This window comes from Microbacterium sp. AC215, from assembly GCF_979258645.1.
In genome coordinates this window covers 83,213-101,779 of record NZ_OZ409869.1, presented here as the reverse complement: position 1 = coordinate 101,779, position 18,567 = coordinate 83,213, and the positions used below count along the sequence as shown (strand labels likewise).

Annotated in this window: 15 protein-coding genes; 5 read left to right on the top strand and 10 right to left on the bottom strand. The window is 67.7% G+C overall.

The window, feature by feature from the left end; translation table 11 throughout:
• Window positions 1-198: 198 nt before the first annotated feature.
• Window positions 199-570 (bottom strand): DUF3040 domain-containing protein, encoded by a 372-nt coding sequence (locus ACZZZF_RS00600; RefSeq protein WP_053096778.1) that lies wholly within the window; start codon window positions 568-570, stop codon window positions 199-201.
• An 86-nt stretch (window positions 571-656) separates the two neighbouring features.
• Here ACZZZF_RS00600 and ACZZZF_RS00595 point away from each other — a divergent pair, with 86 nt between their 5' ends.
• Window positions 657-1,757 (top strand): polyprenyl synthetase family protein, encoded by a 1,101-nt coding sequence (locus ACZZZF_RS00595; RefSeq protein ID WP_053096780.1) that lies wholly within the window; start codon window positions 657-659, stop codon window positions 1,755-1,757.
• A 26-nt stretch (window positions 1,758-1,783) separates the two neighbouring features.
• On the opposite strand, the gene ACZZZF_RS00590 is transcribed toward ACZZZF_RS00595, so the two are convergent.
• The gene (locus ACZZZF_RS00590; protein WP_332257703.1) at window positions 1,784-2,128 is read right to left on the bottom strand and encodes an Rv2175c family DNA-binding protein; all 345 of its coding nucleotides are present in this window, start codon (window positions 2,126-2,128) and stop codon (window positions 1,784-1,786) included.
• 215 nt (window positions 2,129-2,343) lie between these two features.
• Here ACZZZF_RS00590 and ACZZZF_RS00585 point away from each other — a divergent pair, with 215 nt between their 5' ends.
• A complete protein-coding gene (locus tag ACZZZF_RS00585; RefSeq protein WP_463496665.1) occupies window positions 2,344-3,546 on the top strand; it encodes a LysM peptidoglycan-binding domain-containing protein in 1,203 nt (400 codons plus the stop codon).
• Between the two features lie 79 nt (window positions 3,547-3,625).
• The gene (gene pknB, locus ACZZZF_RS00580) at window positions 3,626-5,572 is read left to right on the top strand and encodes a Stk1 family PASTA domain-containing Ser/Thr kinase (protein WP_463496663.1); all 1,947 of its coding nucleotides are present in this window, start codon (window positions 3,626-3,628) and stop codon (window positions 5,570-5,572) included.
• Window positions 5,573-5,694: 122 nt separating this feature from the next.
• Here the strand turns inward: pknB and ACZZZF_RS00575 are convergent, their stop codons facing one another.
• On the bottom strand, window positions 5,695-7,035 hold the full coding sequence (locus ACZZZF_RS00575) for a class II 3-deoxy-7-phosphoheptulonate synthase (RefSeq protein WP_053096786.1): 1,341 nt from the start codon (window positions 7,033-7,035) through the stop codon (window positions 5,695-5,697).
• A 37-nt stretch (window positions 7,036-7,072) separates the two neighbouring features.
• Window positions 7,073-7,771 (bottom strand): lysophospholipid acyltransferase family protein, encoded by a 699-nt coding sequence (locus ACZZZF_RS00570; protein ID WP_053099163.1) that lies wholly within the window; start codon window positions 7,769-7,771, stop codon window positions 7,073-7,075.
• 151 nt (window positions 7,772-7,922) lie between these two features.
• Between ACZZZF_RS00570 and ACZZZF_RS00565 the strand changes: the two genes are divergently transcribed.
• The gene (locus ACZZZF_RS00565) at window positions 7,923-9,755 is read left to right on the top strand and encodes an AMP-dependent synthetase/ligase (protein ID WP_463496661.1); all 1,833 of its coding nucleotides are present in this window, start codon (window positions 7,923-7,925) and stop codon (window positions 9,753-9,755) included.
• A 58-nt stretch (window positions 9,756-9,813) separates the two neighbouring features.
• On the opposite strand, the gene def is transcribed toward ACZZZF_RS00565, so the two are convergent.
• The 3 genes from def to ACZZZF_RS00550 form a co-directional block, all read right to left on the bottom strand.
• Entirely contained in the window at window positions 9,814-10,305 is a 492-nt protein-coding gene (gene def / locus ACZZZF_RS00560) for a peptide deformylase (RefSeq protein ID WP_463496659.1), read from the bottom strand.
• Complete coding sequence (locus ACZZZF_RS00555; protein ID WP_463496657.1) at window positions 10,305-12,227, bottom strand: MinD/ParA family ATP-binding protein; 1,923 nt, start codon at window positions 12,225-12,227, stop codon at window positions 10,305-10,307. Before ACZZZF_RS00555 ends, def begins: the two co-directional genes overlap by 1 nt.
• Window positions 12,228-12,293: 66 nt before the next feature.
• Window positions 12,294-15,701 carry a pyruvate carboxylase gene (locus ACZZZF_RS00550; RefSeq protein ID WP_463496655.1) on the bottom strand — a complete coding sequence of 1,136 codons (3,408 nt, stop codon included), beginning with the start codon at window positions 15,699-15,701 and terminating at the stop codon, window positions 12,294-12,296.
• Window positions 15,702-15,795: 94 nt separating this feature from the next.
• Here ACZZZF_RS00550 and ACZZZF_RS00545 point away from each other — a divergent pair, with 94 nt between their 5' ends.
• Window positions 15,796-16,608: a ParA family protein gene (locus ACZZZF_RS00545; RefSeq protein WP_053099164.1), complete on the top strand. Its 813-nt coding sequence runs from the start codon at window positions 15,796-15,798 to the stop codon at window positions 16,606-16,608.
• Window positions 16,609-16,701: 93 nt separating this feature from the next.
• Here the strand turns inward: ACZZZF_RS00545 and ACZZZF_RS00540 are convergent, their stop codons facing one another.
• From ACZZZF_RS00540 to ACZZZF_RS00530, 3 genes are all read right to left on the bottom strand, one after another.
• Window positions 16,702-17,247: a MerR family transcriptional regulator gene (locus ACZZZF_RS00540; RefSeq protein ID WP_053096796.1), complete on the bottom strand. Its 546-nt coding sequence runs from the start codon at window positions 17,245-17,247 to the stop codon at window positions 16,702-16,704.
• Between the two features lie 99 nt (window positions 17,248-17,346).
• Window positions 17,347-18,033 carry a transcriptional regulator FtsR gene (ftsR, locus tag ACZZZF_RS00535; protein ID WP_187249830.1) on the bottom strand — a complete coding sequence of 229 codons (687 nt, stop codon included), beginning with the start codon at window positions 18,031-18,033 and terminating at the stop codon, window positions 17,347-17,349.
• Window positions 18,033-18,518, bottom strand: coding sequence for an FHA domain-containing protein (locus tag ACZZZF_RS00530; protein ID WP_463496653.1), 486 nt, complete (start codon window positions 18,516-18,518; stop codon window positions 18,033-18,035). Before ACZZZF_RS00530 ends, ftsR begins: the two co-directional genes overlap by 1 nt.
• Window positions 18,519-18,567: the final 49 nt, after the last annotated feature.

The window sequence follows — 18,567 nt, the reverse complement described above, 5'->3', positions numbered from 1 at the left end:
CCCTGTCCAGACCGCTCCTGTGAGTGCGCGTACAACAAAGAGCCGCGGATTTCCGCGGCTCAAGGGCGGTGGAGGATGGTGGAGCGCGAGTGGAGGACGGAGCCCGGCATCACGACGCAGCCCCGGGCCGGCATACGGGTCCGAACGCACGAAGGCCCGGATGCTCAGAGCATCCGGGCCTTCGTGAAGGTGTGTGGGTCAGTTGCCGTCTTGGCGGCGGTCCCATCGATCGTTCATGCGATCCATGAAGGACGCTGAGCTCTGCTGCTTCGCCGCGCGTTCGCGGGGTGCAGCGGAGAGGGGCTTGCGGACGGGGGTCACAGCGATCATGACGCCGCCGAGCATGGCGGCGAATCCGATTACTCCGACCACGACTCCCCAGACGTCCCCGAGGACGACTCCGACGATCAGCCCGCCCACACCGGCGAGGAGCAGAAGGGCTCCGTACACGAGGTTGCGGTAGCTGAGAGCGCGGTCACCAGACGGCGCAGTGACGACATCGGCGTCGTTGTGGAGGAGATGGCGTTCCATCTCGTCGAGCAGACGCTGCTCCTGTTCGGAGAGTGGCATTTCGTCCCCCTCGGGTATTCGTCCGTCCATTCTACGCGCGGTATGCCGCTGCGGGCTAGCTTCAAGGGCCTCCGTTGGCTTTACGTATGCTGGGAGTCGTGCCGTCCCCCTCATTTGTCTCCGACGCCGTCGCCGCACGCCTGCGCCTCTTCCTCGACCGGATGCGAGGCGAGTCGGCCGAATACGGCCCGGATGCCGAAGGCCTGATCGACTCGGCAGCCGACACCCTGGTGGGTGGCAAGCGCCTGCGGGCCCGTTTCTGCCACGCGGGATGGCAGTCGGTCGCACGTTTCCGCGACCGCGACGCCGAGGAATCGACGGGCCTCTGGGACGTCTGTGCGGCTCTGGAGATCTTCCAGTCGGCCGCACTGGTGCACGACGACCTGATCGACAACTCCGACACGAGGCGGGGACGTCCGGCGGCCCACCGCGCACTCGAAGGCGCGCACGTCGCAGCCGGATGGCGAGGCGACCCCGCCGCCTTCGGCCGCTCGTCGGCGATCCTGCTCGGTGACCTGCTGGTGGCCTGGAGCGACGACCTCCTCGAGGAGGCGATCGAGCCGCTCCCCCACGCCTCGGCGGTCCGCCGCGAATACGGACGGATGCGACGGGACGTCACCGTGGGCCAATTCCTCGACATCGCGGAGGAGTCCGCCTGGAGCGTCCACGCCACGGACTCGCACGTCGAGCGTGCGCTTCGCGTCGTCTCCCTCAAATCCGCGAGGTACAGCATCGAGCAGCCCCTCGTGCTCGGTGCAGCGATCGCGGATGCCGACGAGGACCAGCTTCTGGCGCTTCGCGAGTTCGGCCATCCGGTCGGGATGGCCTTCCAGCTGCGCGACGACCTGCTCGGCGTCTACGGCGACGCCGCCGTGACCGGCAAACCTGCCGGTGACGACCTGCGCGAGGGCAAGCGCACCGTGCTGGTCGCTCTGACGAGGCAGACTCTCGACGCGTCCGCTCGCACTCTGTTCGATGAGATGCTCGGCGATCCCGACCTCACCAGCGAGCAGGTCGCATTCCTTCAGGCGACGATCACGGCCTCCGGCGCCCTGGAGCGCGTGGAGCGGATGATCGACGACTATGCGCGGGAAGCAGATCGCGCTCTCTCCGGAGCGCGGCTCGACAACACCGCTGTCGGAGACCTGCGCGATCTCGCACGCGCTGCGACGGTGCGCTCGGCCTGAGCGCGAACCGCTTCAGAGAGCTCGGTTCAGGCGAGGGTGCGGGCGACCCTGCGGACAGCACTCTTGTGTCCGGCCAGGAGCGCATCGATCGGCGAGCGACCCAGTTCCTCCTCGGGAGCGAGGAGCCAGTCGATGACCTCGTCGTCGGAGAAGCCCGCATCCTGCAGCACGATGATCGTGCCGCGCAGCGAGGGCAGCGGGTGGTTGTCGACGATGAACACCGACGGAACCGCGAACACGCCCGAGCGGCGCGAGCCGACGAGGTAGTGCTCGTCGATGAGCCTGCGCACACGACCGAGGGCCTCGTCGAGGACTTCCACGAGGTCGGGCATCGTGAGCCACTCGGTGGCGGTGACGCCGGCGGCGCTCACGGCGTTCGCGGACGCAGCCTCGGGCTGCGAGGTTTCAGACGGGTTGCTTTCAGACGGCACAGACACGTTGCAACTATCTCACCTCTGAGCGCTGATCGCACTTTCCGCATCGAGGCTTCGGTTCACATCGGCACCATCCGCACCATCCGTCACTCCTGTTGACATCCGTTTACATCCGTGTCAGCGTGGGCGGACGCCGAACAAGGGGGATCCCCGTGAGAACGCCTGCCGTCGCGCGACGAACGCGCACTCTTCAGCTCGGGGTGCCCGCCGCCCTCTTGGGCACGCTGTCTGCGGGGATCGCTGCCACCCCCGCATCCGCCGACGCGGTCTCGTCTCCGATCGAACGGCTGCAGGCGACGCCGACGCGGATCGCGCCGACGGAGGCGCCTCCTGCCGTGTACACGGTGCGGCCAGGCGACACGATCTCGTCGATCGCGAACCGGTTCGGTCTGCGCACCGTCGATGTCCTGGCTTGGAACGGACTCAGTTGGCGTTCGGTGATCTACCCGGGGCAGACGCTGTCGTTGGCAGGAGCGAGCGCCCCCTCGCCGGCCCCGGCCCCGGTTCAGGCGGCTCCGACGGCGACGCACACCGTCGTCGCCGGCGAGACCGTGTTCGGCATCGCGCAGAAGCACGGGACGAGCGTCGACGCTGTTCTCGCCGCGAACGGCCTTGACCGGTCGTCCGTGATCTACCCCGGCCAGCAGCTCGCGCTCAGCGGCGAGTCAGCTCCGTCGGCCGCACCGGCGGCAACCCCCGCGCAGACAGCCGCCCCCGCTCCGACCGCGACCGGTGGCCAGGCGCACGCTGTCGCCGCAGGAGACACCCTGTTCGCCATCGCGAAGAAGTACGGCACGACCGTCGCGCAGCTCCTCGCGCTGAACGGCCTGGGTTCCGGAGCCATCATCTACCCCGGCCAGTCGCTGACCGTCGCGGCGGCGCCAGCGCCGGCTCCGGCTCCGATGCCCGCCCCGGCGGCGGCCACGCCCCCTCCCCAGCTGTTCGCGAACCTCGACGCCGAACAGGCCGCGAACGCCTCGCTCATCATCCGCGTCGGACGCGAGCTCGGCGCGCCCGACCGCGCCATCGCGATCGCTCTCGCCACCGCCATGGTCGAATCCAGCATGCGCAATCTGTCATGGGGTGACCGCGACTCCCTCGGCCTCTTCCAGCAGCGCCCCAGCATGGGCTGGGGTTCGCCCGAGCAGGCTGTCGACGCCGACCGGAGCACCCGTGTCTTCTTCGGCGGCTCGTCGGACCCGAACGGGCAGGCCTCCCAGGGGCTCTTCGACATCTCGGGCTGGGAGAGCATGTCATTCACGGATGCCGCGCAGGCCGTACAGATCTCCGCGTATCCCGATCGTTACGGCCAGTGGGAGACCCAGGCCCACCAGTGGCTCGGTGTCCACGGGTGACGCGCTTCCGGGCAAACCCGCAGGTGCAAGGGGCGAGCCGCTCCCGGGGCTTTCAGGCAGTTCTCCATAGAATCTTGACGTGACGACCAATCAGCAGGCCGACCCCCTCATCGGGCGGCTTGTCGACGGTCGGTACCGCGTTCGCGCCCGAATCGCCCGGGGAGGCATGGCGACCGTCTATGTCGCCACCGATCTTCGCCTCGAGCGGCGCATCGCTCTGAAGGTCATGCACGCGCACCTGAGCGACGACTCCGCCTTCCAGAGCCGGTTCATCCAAGAGGCACGAGCTGCCGCGCGGCTGGCCGATCCCCACGTCGTCAACGTGTTCGACCAGGGCCAGGACGGCGAACTCGCATACCTGGTGATGGAGTACCTTCCCGGCATCACGCTGCGCGAACTGCTGCGCGAGCAGAAGCGGCTCACGATCCCGCAGACGATCACCATCATGGATGCCGTCCTCGCCGGCCTCTCCGCAGCGCACCGAGCCGGGATCGTGCACCGTGACGTGAAGCCCGAGAACGTGCTGCTGGCCGAAGACGGACGCATCAAGATCGGCGACTTCGGTCTCGCCCGTGCGACCACCGCGAACACGGCCACCGGACAGCAGCTGCTCGGAACCATCGCCTATCTCGCACCCGAGCTCGTCACTCGCGGCACTGCCGACGCCAGGAGCGACATCTACGCGCTGGGCATCATGCTGTACGAGATGCTCGTCGGCGAACAGCCGTACAAGGGCGAGCAGCCCATGCAGATCGCCTTCCAGCACGCCACCGAGTCCGTGCCGCGCCCGAGCGTGCGCAATCCCGGCGTGCCGGAGGAGCTCGACGAACTTGTGCTCTGGGCCACGGAGAAATCGCCGGATGAGCGTCCCGACGATGCGCAGCAGATGCTGGAGCGACTGCGCGAGATCGAGCGCGGGCTCGGGATCGCACCCGCCGTCGCCGCTGCGACGACGTCGCAGCGCTCGCAGGCCGACTCCGCGGACCTCACCAAGGTCATGCCGAGCACGATGGTCATCGCCGACCCGACCGCCCCGGTCACGGCTGCCGTCGACAACGCGACGCTCCTGCGTCGCCGCTCATCACGACGTCGCGCGCGCGGAGCGTTCCTTCTGACGCTGGTGCTGCTTCTCGCGACCGTCGCCGGTGGTGTCGGCTGGTGGTTCGGGTCCGGTCCTGGTTCACTCGTCGCCGTCCCCGGGGTGGCCGGTCTGTCGTACGACGACGCCGCATCGGCGTTGACTGCAGAGGGCTTCGTGCCGGTGCGCGGCGAGGAGAGCTCCATCGACATCGCCGCCGGTGAGACGATCCGTACGGACCCCGGCGAGGGCGAACGCCTCGACAAGGGCACCGAGATCACCGTCTTCGTGTCCTCGGGTCCGGCGTCGCACACAGTAGAGACCCTCAACGGCAAGACCGAGCAGGAAGCTCGCGACTACCTCGCGGACATCAGGATCAACGTCACAGAGACCTCCCTGCAGCTCTTCTCCGACGCCGAGGCCGGGCGCGTGATCAACGCCTTCGTGACGCCTCGCGACGGCGGCGAGGTCTATGCGTGCGCCGAGGGCTGCGAGCTGCGCGAGGACGACACGGTCGAGCTGTACGTCTCCGCCGGCGCGTTCCCCGATGTCGCAGGAATGAGCGTCGATCAGGCGACGAACACGCTGCGCGACAAGGGCGTCGAGGTCAACCCGGAGTCGCAGTTCGTCTTCAGCGACTCGGTCGCGAAGGATGTCGTCATCGGCGTCACCGACCGCACCGAAGAGGGCAATCGGCGCCCCGGCGATACCGTTCAGCTGATCGTCTCGAAGGGACCCGAACTGTTCCCCGTGCCCGAGGTCGAGGGGATGAGCCGCGACGAGGCCGCCCAGGTGATCCGGAATGCCGGTTTCGAACCGACCTGGAACGGCATCTGGAACGCTTTCCCCAACGACTTCACCGAGGTCAGCGGGTCCGATCCGGGTGCCGGCGCGCAGCGCCCGAAGGGCACCGAGATCACCCTCCAGATCCGCAGCAGCGCGTTCTAGGAGGCGGGCGGTTCCCGCCCCTATCGTCCGCGGCCGCACGCCGTCGGCCGCCTGTCGCAGCCGCCAGACAGAAAGGGTCCTCTCCGACTACGGAGAGGACCCTTCTGTCTGATGGATCGTGGTCAGCGCTTCTCGAGCTCTTCGGCCACGAGGAAGGCGAGCTCGAGCGACTGCATGTGGTTGAGACGCGGGTCGCACAGGCTCTCGTAGCGGGTCGCGAGGGCGGCCTCGTCGATGTGCTCGGATCCGCCCAGGCACTCGGTGACGTCGTCACCGGTGAGCTCGACGTGGATGCCGCCGGGGAACGTGCCCACGGCCCGGTGCGCCTCGAAGAAGCCGCGGACCTCATCGACGACATCATCGAAGCGACGCGTCTTGTACCCCGTGGGCGTCGTGATGCCGTTGCCGTGCATGGGGTCGGTGACCCACAGCGGCTGCGCGCCCGAGTCGCGGACGGCCTCGAGCAGCGGCGGCAGCGCGTCGCGGATCTTGCCAGCGCCCATGCGCGTGATGAACGTCAGACGGCCCGGCTCGCGGTCGGGGTCGAGCTTGTCGATCAGCGCGAGCGCCGTATCGGGCGACGTGGTCGGACCGAGCTTCACGCCGATGGGGTTGCGGATCTTCGAGAAGTAGTCGACGTGCGCACCGTCGAGCTCGCGCGTGCGCTCCCCGATCCACAGGAAGTGCGCCGAGGTGTTGAACGGCGTGTCCGTACGGGAGTCGATGCGGGTCATCGGGCGCTCGTAGTCCATCAGCAGGCCCTCGTGCCCGGTGAAGAACTCGACGCGGGTGAGCTCGTCGAAGTCGGCGCCGGCCGCCTCCATGAACTTGATGGCCCGGTCGATCTCGGCCGCCATGCGCTCGTAGCGCTGGTTCGCCGGGTTCTGCGCGAAGCCCTTGTTCCACGAGTGCACCTCGCGCAGATCGGCGAAGCCACCCTGCGTGAACGCGCGGATGAGGTTCAGCGTCGACGCGGCCGTGTGGTATCCCTGCAGCAGGCGGCCGGGATCGGCGCGGCGGGACGCCTCGGTGAAGTCGTAGCCGTTCACGATGTCGCCGCGGTAGGCGGGAAGCGTGACATCGCCACGGGTCTCGGTGTCGCTCGACCGCGGCTTCGCGAACTGGCCGGCCATACGACCCATCTTCACCACGGGCATCGATGCGCCGTACGTCAGCACCACGGCCATCTGCAGGACCGTCTTGATCCTGTTGCGGATCTGGTCGGCGGTGGCACCCGCGAAGGTCTCTGCGCAGTCGCCGCCCTGCAGCAGGAACGCCTTGCCGGACGCTGCTCGCGCAAGACGATCGCGGAGGTTGTCGACCTCGCCGGCGAACACCAGGGGCGGGAGCGTCGAGATCTGCGTGGAGACCTCGGAGACACGCTCTGCGTCGAGCCACTGAGGCTGCTGTTTGATCGGGAGCGAGCGCCACGCATCAAGCGCGTCGATGTGGTGCTGGAGCATGTGTCCAGCCTAGTGCTCGCGACGAAGCCGGGATGCCTCAGGAGCGCTGTGTGACGCGGGCCGGGAGCCGGTCCTTCACGGTCGATGCGTACACGTCGTCGTACTGCTGTTCACCCAGTCGCTGGAGGGCGACCATGATCTCGTCCGTGACCGAGCGGAGGATGTAGCGATCGTTCTCCATGCCCGCGTAGCGGGAGAAGTCCAGGGGCTCTCCGATGACGATCCCGACCCGCACCACGCGCGGCAGGCGCTGCCCGATGGGCATCGCGGTGTCGGTGTCGACCATGATCACCGGGATCACCGGGACCTTCGCCTCCATCGCCATCCGGGCGATGCCCGTGCGGCCACGGTAGAGCCGGCCGTCGGGGCTCCGCGTGCCCTCCGGATAGATGCCGAGCAGGTCGCCGCGTCCGAGGACCTGCAGGCCGGTGTTGAGAGAGGCTTCGGACGCCTTGCCGCCGGAGCGGTCGATCGGGATCTGCCCCGTCGCCTTCATGAAGAACTTGGTGGCCCAGCCCTTGATCCCGCGTCCGGTGAAGTAGTCGCTCTTGGCGAGGAACGACATCGGTCGGTCGATCATCAGCGGCAGGAAGATGGAATCGGCGAAGGAGAGGTGGTTGCTGGCGAGGATCGCCGCGCCGTTCGCCGGGATGTTCGCGCGCCCGACCACCCATGGTCGGAATATCGCTTTGACCACGGGACCGATCGCCACGTACTTCATCAGCCAGTAGAACATCGAGGTGAAGTCTAGCGTCGTGCTCGGCATCCGCCACAGCCGCGGTCTCGCGAGACCCGATCGGCGACTGAGTGTCACCTGATATGCGACCGAGTGTCATGCTCTAGACTCGTGTGCAACCCAGTGCCCGACCGGTACCGAAGGAGCTGCCGTGGTCCAGTTTGAAGTCCCCGCCGTCGTCCCCGCCGACCCAGACGCGAACATCGCCGACCTGCTGGCGAAGCGCGTCCAGGCGACTCCCGATCGCCCCCTCTTCGCAGTGCCCGATGGCGACGGATGGCGCGACATCACCGCAGCCGACTTCGAGACCGCGGTCATCGCGCTGGCCAAGGGCTTCGTCGCCGCGGGCATCCAGCCGGGTGAGAAGGTGGGCTTCCTCGCACGCACGACCTACGAGTGGACTCTCGTCGACTTCGCGCTGTTCTACGCCGGCGCCGTGATGGTCCCGATCTACGAGACCAGCTCTCCTTCGCAGATCCAGTGGATCCTCGAGGATTCCGGTGCCATCGCCCTCGTGGTCGAGTCGCCGGAGCACTTCGCTCGGCTCGACGAGGTGCGCGGCGACCTCCCGCTGCTCCGCGAGGTATGGCAGCTGCACCTCGGAGCGATCGATTCGCTGACCGCCCAGGGGGCATCCGTCACCGATGCCGAGATCGAGCGTCTCCGCAACATCGCCGTCGGTTCTGACATCGCCACCCTCATCTACACCTCGGGGTCGACCGGCCGCCCCAAGGGCTGCGTCCTCACACACAGCAACTTCGTCGAGCTGTGCCGCAATTCCGCGACGGCACTCGACGCAGTGGTTCAGACACCGGGTTCCTCCACGCTGCTCTTCATCACGACAGCGCACGTGTTCGCGCGCTTCATCTCGATCCTCAACATCCACGCCGGCGTGCGCACCGGACACCAGCCCGACACTCGACAGCTGCTGCCGGCGCTCGGGTCGTTCAAGCCGACCTACCTCCTCGCCGTGCCGCGCGTCTTCGAGAAGGTCTACAACTCTGCTGAGCAGAAGGCCGAGGCCGGTGGGAAGGGGAAGATCTTCCGCGCCGCCGCCGACGTCGCCATCCAGCACTCGAAGCTCGTCGAGGAGGGCAAGAGCATCCCGATCGGGACGAAGCTCAAGTTCGCGCTCTTCAACAAGCTCGTCTACAGCAAGCTGCGTGAAGCCATGGGCGGCAGAGTCGTCTACGCGGTGTCGGGCTCCGCTCCCCTCGGTTGGCGTCTGGGCCACTTCTTCCACAGCCTCGGCGTCGTGATCCTCGAGGGATACGGTCTCACCGAGACGACTGCTCCGGCGACCGTGAACCTGGCCGACAAGTCGAAGATCGGCACCGTCGGCCCCGCGCTCCCCGGTGTGGGTGTGCGACTCGCGGACGACGGTGAGATCCAGGTCCGCGGCATCAACGTCTTCAAGGAGTACTGGAACAACCCCGAGGCGACCGCAGAGGCGTTCAGCGACGGCGGCTGGTTCCACACGGGCGACATCGGCAGCTTCGACTCCGAGGGCTTCCTGACCATCACCGGTCGCAAGAAGGAGATCATCGTCACGGCCGGCGGAAAGAACGTCGCGCCGGCCGCGCTGGAAGACCCGATCCGCGCGAATCCGATCATCGGACAGGTCGTCGTCGTCGGCGACCAGCGTCCGTTCATCTCCGCGCTCATCACGCTGGATCCTGAGATGCTCCCGACTTGGCTCGGCAACGCCGGCCTCCCGAAGGAGATGTCGCTCGCCGAGGCCGCCACGAACGATGCCGTCCGTGCCGAGATCCAGAAGGCGGTCGATGCCGCCAACGCGCGCGTGTCGCGCGCGGAGTCCATCCGCAAGTTCACCGTTCTCGACAGCGAATGGACCGAGGCCTCCGGTCACCTCACTCCGAAGCTGTCGATCAAGCGCAACGTGATCATGAGCGACTTCGCCGACGAGATCGCTGCCATCTACGACGAACCCGTCTCGACGACCAACGTCGCGATCGGCGGCTGAGGCTCGCGAGACAGCAGAAAGGCCCCGCTCCGGCGGGGCCTTTCTCAGTGTCCGGGGATCAGAACCAGGCGCTCTCTCTGACCTCGCGCATCGCACGCTTGCGGGTCTCGGCATCCAGCCTCGTGAGGTAGAGCTTCCCATCGAGGTGATCGGTCTCGTGCTGGAGCGCCTGCGCCATCAGACCGCTTCCTTCGAGCACCACCGGCTCGCCGTCGAGGTCGATGCCCTCGACGCGGGCCCACGGGTGTCGCAGGGCGTCGTGCCACAGGCCGGGAACCGACAGGCAGCCCTCCCCCGTGGGCACCGGCTCACCCCGGACCTCGGTCAGGACGGGATTGAGCACGTAACCGATGTCACCGTCGATGTTGTAACTGAAGGCGCGGAGCGCGACGCCGATCTGCGGAGCCGCGACACCGGCACGGCCAGGCAGCTCGACGGTGTCGATCAGATCGGCGACGAGCGCGCGCACCCCCTCGTCGATACGGTCGATCGGTGCGCAGACGGTGCGAAGCACGGGGTCTCCGAAGACCCGGATCTCACGGACCGCCATCAGGCGCCCTTCGCCCGCAGACCTTCGACGAGCAGCGCAGCCAGCTCCCGTGCCGCCACCCGTGTCTCAGGCTGGAGATTGGAGAAGACGATGGTCCCGCCCCCGGCGATCTGCGAGTCGTACGGCATCCGCACCACATGCTTCGCCCTCGTGCCGAAATGCGCTTCGAGCTCGTTGAGGCGCACCAGCGGGGCGCCGGGCGTCGACTGGTTCAGCACCACGACCGCCTCGCGGGCCTGCTCGGCGTACCCGTTGCTCTCGAGCCACGTCAGGGTCTCCGACGCCAGCCGCGCCTCGTCGACGCTCAGCCCCGACACGATCACGATCTGATCGGCCAGATCGAGCGTGGCCGACATGACCGAGTGCACGATGCCGGTTCCGGTGTCCGTGAGCACGAGCGAGTAGTAGTGCGCGGCGACGCCTGCCACGTCGCGATAGTCGCTGTCGCTGAACGCCTCGGCGATCCGAGGATCCGAGTCGGACGCGAGCACGTCGAGGCGGGTGGCATCTCGCGCGACGATCGCAGAGATGTCGTGATACCCCCTGACCTCGTCATGGATGCGGACGAGGTCGCGCACCGACTTGTTGTGGTGCGGCCGCACCACGCGCTCGGCGAGGGTGCCGCGGTCGGGGTTGGCGTCGACCGCGATGACGCGATCGTCCCTGGCGTCGGCGAGGGCCATGCCCAGCAGAGCGGTGATCGTCGTCTTGCCGACTCCGCCCTTCCGCGACAGCACGGGGACGAACCGGGCTCCCCCGACGATCGGAGCGGCGATCCGCGCGCTCAGAGCCTTCCGCTCGCGGGCGCGGCGTCCGTCACCGATGTTGATCCGACGCCCCGAGATGGCGTAGAGGAAGTGACTCCACGCCCCTTCGGGTTCGGGCTTGGTGAGACGGTGCGGATCGAGCAGTCGGTCGGCGGTGAGGAGGTCGGCGCTCTCGCGAGAGGAGTCGCCGAGGTCGTCCAGACGCTTCGACGCGAGCTGCACGTCGGCCCGGGTCGATCGAGTCGCGGGTGCCACGGCGTTCCTGGGCTTCTGTGCGTCCATTGCCGAAGTCTCCTTCTTGGCGAGAGATGATGCCGCCGACGCTCTCCTCGAGGTCGGCGCGGCGTCGAAGTCCGCCTTCGCCTTCGCGATGAACGCCGCGGCGGCAGCGGCCTCCTCCGCGGCGACGGCGTCAGCAGGCGCTGCAGCCGGCTTGGCGGACGGAACGGCGCCGGCATCCGTGGCTGATGCAGTCACCGGAGTGCTTTCACGCGTGCGCCGGGGCTCGGGCTGAGCGTCCTGTTCGGTCTCCGACTGCGATTCGGTCGCGGGAGCGACCGCGGGCTCGGGCTCGATTTCAAGCTCGATCTCAGACTCAGACTCGACCTCAGGCTCAGGCTCAGGCTCAGGCTCAGGCTCGACCTCAGACTCGACCTCAGACTCGACCTCAGACTCAGACTCGACCTCAGACTCAGACTCGACCTCAGGCTCGGGCTCGACCTCAGGCTCAACTTCGAGCTCAGGCTCAGGCTCAAGCTCGACTGCGGACTCAGGCTCGACCTCAGACTCAGGCTCTACCGCAGGCTCAGGCTCCGCCTGGGGCTCTGCTTCCGCCTCGACTTCGGGGCGCTGGATCTCTTCCTTCGCGGGCTCCGGCGGCAGCTCGATGATCATCGGCGCCGCACCGAGCGGTGCCGGTGCGATCTCCGCCGCAGCCTTCGCCGCGGCGACGGGCTCGTCGACGATCAGATCCGCGACGACCTCGCCCTCGATGACGCCGTCGTCTTCCAGGTCGTCGTCATCGTCCGTCGGCAACACCACGCTCACCTGCGCGGTGCCGAGGATCCCGATCGCCGAGGTGTCCAACGACGTCGCGTCGTCGAGGACCCCTCTGGACTCATCGTCCGGGTTGTCTGCCACGTTCTTCGGGGTCACTGTGTCACTCCAAGCTTGTGCGGGCCTCGGGTGCGTTGCGTCGAACGCGGCCTCGCCCGCACAAGATTAGTGCGCCGGGCGGATCACGACCAAAAGATCGCCGGCCTCGACCTGTTGCGTCGCACCGATCGCGAGCCGCTCGACCACACCGTCGACGGGGGCCGTGATGGCGGCCTCCATCTTCATCGCCTCGATGGATGCGACGGGTTCGCCGGCGCGCACCGAGTCACCGACTTCCGATTTGAGCGTCACGACGCCCGAGAACGGTGCGGCCACCTGACCGGGCACCGAGGTGTCGGCCTTCTCGATCTCGTGCACGTCCACTGCCACCGATCTGTCGCGCACGAACACCGGTCGCAGCTGACCGTTGAGCGTCGTCATGACGGTGCGCATGCCCTTGTCGTCCGCATCGCCGATGGCTTCGAGCCCCACGTACAGCTGGACGCCGCGATCGATCTCGACGACGTGCTCCTGTCCTTGGACGAGACCGTAGAGGTAGTCGGCCGTGTCGAGCACCGAGAGATCGCCGAACACGTCACGTCGCTCGGTGAACTCGCGCATCGGCGCGGGGAACAGCAGCGTGTTCAGTCGCGCCCGACGGGTCGCACCGTCACCTGCGAGGGCCGCCTCATCGTCGGCCGAGATCTCCGTCATGCCTGTGCGCACCGACCGTCCCGCCAGAACCTTCGTGCGGAAGGGCTCGGGCCATCCGCCCGGGAGGTCGCCGAGTTCACCCGCCATGAACCCGACGACGGAGTCGGGCACGTCGTACTTCTCGGGGTTCGCCTCGAAATCGGCGGGGTCCGCCTTCACCGCTGCCAGGTGCAGCGCGAGATCGCCGACCACCTTCGACGAGGGGGTCACCTTGGGAACCCGGCCGAGGATCCGATCGGCGGCGGCGTACATGTCCTCGATCAGCTCGAAGTCCTCTGCGAGGCCGAGCGCCTTCGCCTGCTGACGCAGGTTCGACAGCTGACCGCCCGGGATCTCGTGGTGGTAGACCCGGCCTGTGGGGCCCGGAAGTCCGGATTCGAACGGCGCGTACATCCGACGGACCGCCTCCCAGTACGGCTCGAGGTTCGAGACGCTGTCGAGCGAGATGCCGCTGTCCCGATCCGTGTGCGCGAGCGCGGCGACGAGAGATGAGAGGGAGGGCTGGCTGGTCGTGCCGGACAGCGGAGCGGATGCCGCGTCGACCGCATCCACTCCCGCCGCGCTGGCGGCGAGCAGGGTGGCGAGCTGTCCGCCGGGGGTGTCGTGCGTGTGCAGATGCACGGGCAGATCGAAGCGCTCGCGCAGCGCGGTGACGAGTTTCGCCGCCGCCGCAGGACGCAGAAGGCCCGCCATGTCCTTGATCGCCAGGATGTGCGCGCCGGCCCCGACGATCTGCTCGGCGAGGTTCAGGTAGTAGTCGAGGGTGTACAGATCCTCGGCCGGGTTCAGCAGGTCGCCGGTGTAGCAGAGCGCCACCTCGGCTATGGCCGTACCCGTGTTCCGCACCGCCTCGATCGCTGGGCGCATCTGCTCGATGTCGTTGAGGGCATCGAAGATCCGGAAGATGTCGACGCCGCTCGCCGCCGCCTCCTTCACGAACGCTTCGGTGACCGCCGTCGGATAGGGCGTATAGCCCACGGTGTTGCGTCCCCGGAGAAGCATCTGGATCGCGACGTTCGGAAGGGCGGCCCGCAGCTTGTCGAGACGCTCCCAGGGGTCTTCGCCCAGGAAGCGCAGAGCGACGTCGTAGGTGGCACCTCCCCAGGCCTCGACCGACAACAGCTCCGGCGTCAGCCTGGCGATGTGCGGTGCGACCGCGACGAGATCCCTCGTGCGCACCCGGGTGGCCAGGAGCGACTGGTGCGCATCCCGGAAGGTCGTGTCCGTGATGGCGAGGGCACTCTGCGCGCGGAGGCTCTTCGCGAAGCCCTCCGGTCCCAACTCGAGCAGGCGCTGCCGCGAACCGGATGCCGGGGTGGCGGACAGATCCACGGCCGGAAGCTTGGCCCGCGGATCCAACGAGCCGGGGTGGATGCCGTGGGGCTTGTTGACCGTCACGTCCACCAGCCAGTTCAGGATCCGGGTACCGCGATCCTTCGACTCGCGTCCGCGCAGCAGGTCGGGACGCTCGTCGATGAAGGACGTGCTCACGTCGCCGGCGATGAACGCGTCATCCTCGAGCAGCGCCTGCAGGAACGGGATGTTCGTCGAGACGCCGCGAATGCGGAACTCCGCCAGCGCGCGCCGCGCGCGCGCCACCGCAGCAGGGTAGTCGCGACCACGGCAGGTCAGCTTCGCGAGCATCGAGTCGAAGTGCGGGCTGATCTGCGCGCCCTGATGGACGGTGCCGCCGTCGAGCCGGATCCCTGCGCCACCCGGTGAGCGGTATGTGGTGATCTTGCCGGTGTCTGGACGGAACCCCTGAGTGGGATCCTCCGTCGTGATGCGGCACTGCAGCGCAGCTCCCCGCACATGGAGATCCTTCTGCTCGAGACCGAGCTCCGCGAGCGTCTGTCCGGCCGCGATGCGCATCTGACTCTGCACGAGATCGACGTCGGTCACCTCCTCGGTGACCGTGTGCTCGACCTGGATGCGCGGATTCATCTCGATGAAGACGACCTCGCCGGTGCGCTCCCCCGCGGTCTCGAGCAGGAACTCGACCGTTCCCGCGTTCTCGTATCCGATGGAACGGGCGAACGCGACGGCGTAGCCGTGCAGCGCGGTGCGGATGCCGTCGTCGAGGTTCGGTGCCGGGGCGATCTCCACCACCTTCTGGTGACGGCGCTGCACGGAGCAGTCCCGCTCGAAGAGGTGCACGGTCTCGCCCGTCTTGTCGGCGAGGATCTGCACTTCGATGTGCCGAGGACGAAGGACAGCCTGCTCGAGGAACATCCTCGGATCGCCGAACGCGCTGGCGGCCTCGCGCATGGCCTCTGCGAGTGCCGGAGCGAGCTCACCTGCGGACTCGACGCGTCGCATGCCGCGTCCGCCACCGCCGGCGACGGCCTTCGCGAACAGCGGGAAGCCGATCTCGGCGGCCTGGGCGACGAGTGCATCGATGTCATCGGACGCCTCCGTCGAACGGAGCACCGGAACGCCGGCGTCGATGGCATGACGCTTGGCCTCCACCTTGTTGCCCGCCATCTCGAGGACCTTCGCAGGGGGCCCGATGAAGACGATGCCGTTGGCGGCGGCCTTCTCGGCCAGCTCAGGGTTCTCCGAGAGGAAGCCGTATCCGGGGTAGATCGCATCTGCCCCGGCATCCTTCGCGACGCGGATGATCTCATCGACGTCGAGGTAGGCGCGCACCGGATGACCGCGTTCGCCGATCTCGTAGGCCTCGTCGGCTTTGAGCCGATGGACCGAACCGCGGTCCTCGTGCGGGAACACCGCCACAGTCCTGGCCCCGACTTCGAAAGCCGCACGGAAGGCACGGATCGCGATCTCGCCGCGGTTCGCCACAAGGATCTTCTGGAACATGCACACCTCTGGAAGCTCGATACGCATCGGGATACGGCGCGCATGGGGCGGGGCTGAGTGTGCACCCAGCCTAGGGGAAGGTAACGTGGTGTTCGTGCACGTACTCAGCGTCAGCTCTCTCAAGGGAGGCGTCGGCAAGACGACCGTGACACTCGGCCTGGCCTCAGCAGCCTTCGCCCGTGGTGTCCGAACGCTCGTCGTCGACCTCGACCCACAGTCCGATGTGTCCACCGGGATGGACATCCAGGTGGCAGGTCGGCTCAACATCGCCGATGTCCTGGCGAACCCGAAGGAGAAGGTCGTCCGTCAGGCGATCACCTCGAGCGGCTGGGCGAAGGTGCACCCCGGGACCATCGACGTGCTGATCGGCAGTCCGTCCGCGATCAACTTCGACGGCCCGCACCCGAGCGTGCGCGACGTCTGGAAGCTCGAAGAGGCGCTCGCTGCCGTCGAGGCCGATTACGACCTCGTCCTCATCGACTGCGCCCCGTCGCTGAACGCCCTCACCCGCACCGCGTGGGCAGCAAGCGATCGGGTGATGGTCGTCACAGAGCCCGGGCTCTTCTCCGTGGCTGCGGCCGACCGCGCGCTGCGCGCGATCGAAGAGATCCGTCGCGGCCTCTCCCCCCGACTGCAGCCTCTCGGCATCGTCGTGAACCGGGTGCGCCCCCAGTCGATCGAGCACCAGTTCCGCATCAAGGAGCTGCGCGACATGTTCGGTCCGCTCGTGCTCTCCCCCCAGCTTCCCGAGCGCACCTCGCTGCAGCAGGCTCAGGGAGCAGCCAAGCCGCTCCACATCTGGCCGGGCGACTCGGCCCAGGAGCTCGCTTCCGACTTCGATCAGCTGCTCGACCGGATCATCCGCACCGGCCGGATCCAGGTCGCCGACTCGGGCGTGCAGGCCTGACTCACCCCGGACAGCAGAACGGCCATCCTCTCGCGAGGGTGGCCGTTTTTTCGTGTCGCGCGACTCTGCTCGCGGGACTTCGGTGGCGAATGCTCAGGCGGAACGCTTCGAGCGCCGTGCCGACAGCTCGTCGACCGGGTCGGGCACTGTCGCATCGAACTCGACGAGCGTCGACTCGACCTCGCGGAGGACCTTGCCCACAGCGATGCCGAACACTCCCTGACCGCGACTGACCAGGTCGATGACCTCGTCGTTCGAGGTGCACAGGTAGACGGAGGCTCCGTCGCTCATCAGCGTCGTTCCTGCGAGATCGCGGATGCCGGCGCGGCGGAGTTCATCGACCGCCGTGCGGATCTGCTGCAGCGAGATGCCGGTGTCGAGAAGGCTCTTCACGAGCTTGAGCACGAGGATGTCGCGGAAGCCGTAGAGACGCTGCGACCCGGAACCGCTGGCGCCGCGCACCGTGGGCTCCACCAGCTCGGTGCGAGCCCAGTAGTCCAGCTGCCGGTAGGTGATGCCGGCCGCCCGCGCCGCTACCGCACCGCGGTAGCCGACCTCGTCGTCCATCGCCGGCAGACCGTCGGTGAAGAGGAGTTCCGGCACGAACCGCGGGTCGCCTGCACGCTCATCCGCATTCATTTGAAATCCTCCCTGGAGCTGTTACCTCCACGCTAGAGCAGGCCTCCGGCACCGGCAATGACATCCGTGGGACACCGAAGGTGTGTCGCAATCAGTTCGTTACGAAAGCAACCTGGTGAGCGCGTCCTTGACGAAGAGCGAGCGCACCTCGTCGATCTTCGAGGCGAGGCTCGGTGCCATCTCGCTCGCCTTCGCCCTCGACGCGGCGTCCGTACGACGCAGCAGAGAGGACATCGCAGACTCGATCAGTGCGACCTCTCGCTCGGCACCCTGCCTCAGCGAGCGCAGGTGGCGGGGCTCGATACCGTGGCGATCGAGGGCGACCAGGCCGCGAAGCAGCGTGACGGTCGACTCGGGGTAGCTCTCCTGCGCGACGATCACGCCGGTGCTGATCGCGTCGTTGAGAAGCTGGGGGCCCGCGCCTGCTGCCGACAGCAGCTCTCCTCGGCGGTAGCGCCGGGGAGTGGGCGTGATCGAGGGCGGCGGAGCCAGGGTCGCGGATTCACCGTTCGCCTCTGCCTCGTCGAGCTGCTCGCGGATGATGCTGAGCGGCAGGTAGTGGTCGCGCTGCAGCGTGAGACCGAGACGCAGTCGCTCGATGTCGGCCTGCGAGAACTTGCGGTAGCCGGACTCCGTGCGCGACGGGCTGACGATCCCCTGCACCTCGAGGAAACGGAGCTTGCTGGAGGTGAGCTCGGGAAACTCGGGCGTGAGCCGGGCCAGCACCTGCCCGATGCTCAGAAGGCCCGCGGACGCTGAGCGTTCGCGGGCGGGGGAAGCCGCCATCAGTCGATCGCCGCGACGCGATCGACGGGAGAGGCGAAGAAGTTCAACCGGAACTTGCCGACGCGAAGCTCGGTGCCGTCGACCAGCGGACTGCGGTCGACGCGCTCACCGTTCACATACGTGCCGTTGAGCGAACGCTGGTCGATGATCTCGAACGTCCATCCGTTGCGAGTCACTTCCGCATGGCGGCGCGAGACGGTCACGTCGTCGAAGAAGATGTCGGCTTCGGGGTGGCGACCCACGGTCGTCACATCGGTGTCGAGAAGGTAGCGGGCCCCCGCGAGAGCTCCGGAGCGCACGAGAAGCAGTGCGGAACCGGAGGGAAGGGCCGCGATGGCGCCCTGCTCCACGTCGGTGAGCTCCACGCCGAAAGGCACGAAGGAGAGGTCCGAGTCATGCCCGAACGTCTGCGTCACGTCGTGCCTCTGCTCGCCGGGACGGTGGATCGCGGCGTCTCCGCCCGATCGATTCTGGCTGTCTGTCACTATGCCCTCCTAGTCCTCCAGACTAACTGATCGGACGGCGGTCGCGGGA

Coding starts and splice junctions, on each gene's coding strand:
- ACZZZF_RS00600 (WP_053096778.1), bottom strand. CDS start 570: ATGCCACTCTCCGAACAGGAGCAGCGTCTGCTCGACGAGATGGAACGC.
- ACZZZF_RS00595 (WP_053096780.1), top strand. CDS start 657: ATGCTGGGAGTCGTGCCGTCCCCCTCATTTGTCTCCGACGCCGTCGCC.
- ACZZZF_RS00575 (WP_053096786.1), bottom strand. CDS start 7,035: ATGCTCCAGCACCACATCGACGCGCTTGATGCGTGGCGCTCGCTCCCG.
- ACZZZF_RS00570 (WP_053099163.1), bottom strand. CDS start 7,771: ATGTTCTACTGGCTGATGAAGTACGTGGCGATCGGTCCCGTGGTCAAA.
- def (WP_463496659.1), bottom strand. CDS start 10,305: ATGGCGGTCCGTGAGATCCGGGTCTTCGGAGACCCCGTGCTTCGCACC.
- ACZZZF_RS00550 (WP_463496655.1), bottom strand. CDS start 15,701: ATGTTCCAGAAGATCCTTGTGGCGAACCGCGGCGAGATCGCGATCCGT.
- ACZZZF_RS00540 (WP_053096796.1), bottom strand. CDS start 17,247: ATGAATGCGGATGAGCGTGCAGGCGACCCGCGGTTCGTGCCGGAACTC.
- ftsR (WP_187249830.1), bottom strand. CDS start 18,033: ATGGCGGCTTCCCCCGCCCGCGAACGCTCAGCGTCCGCGGGCCTTCTG.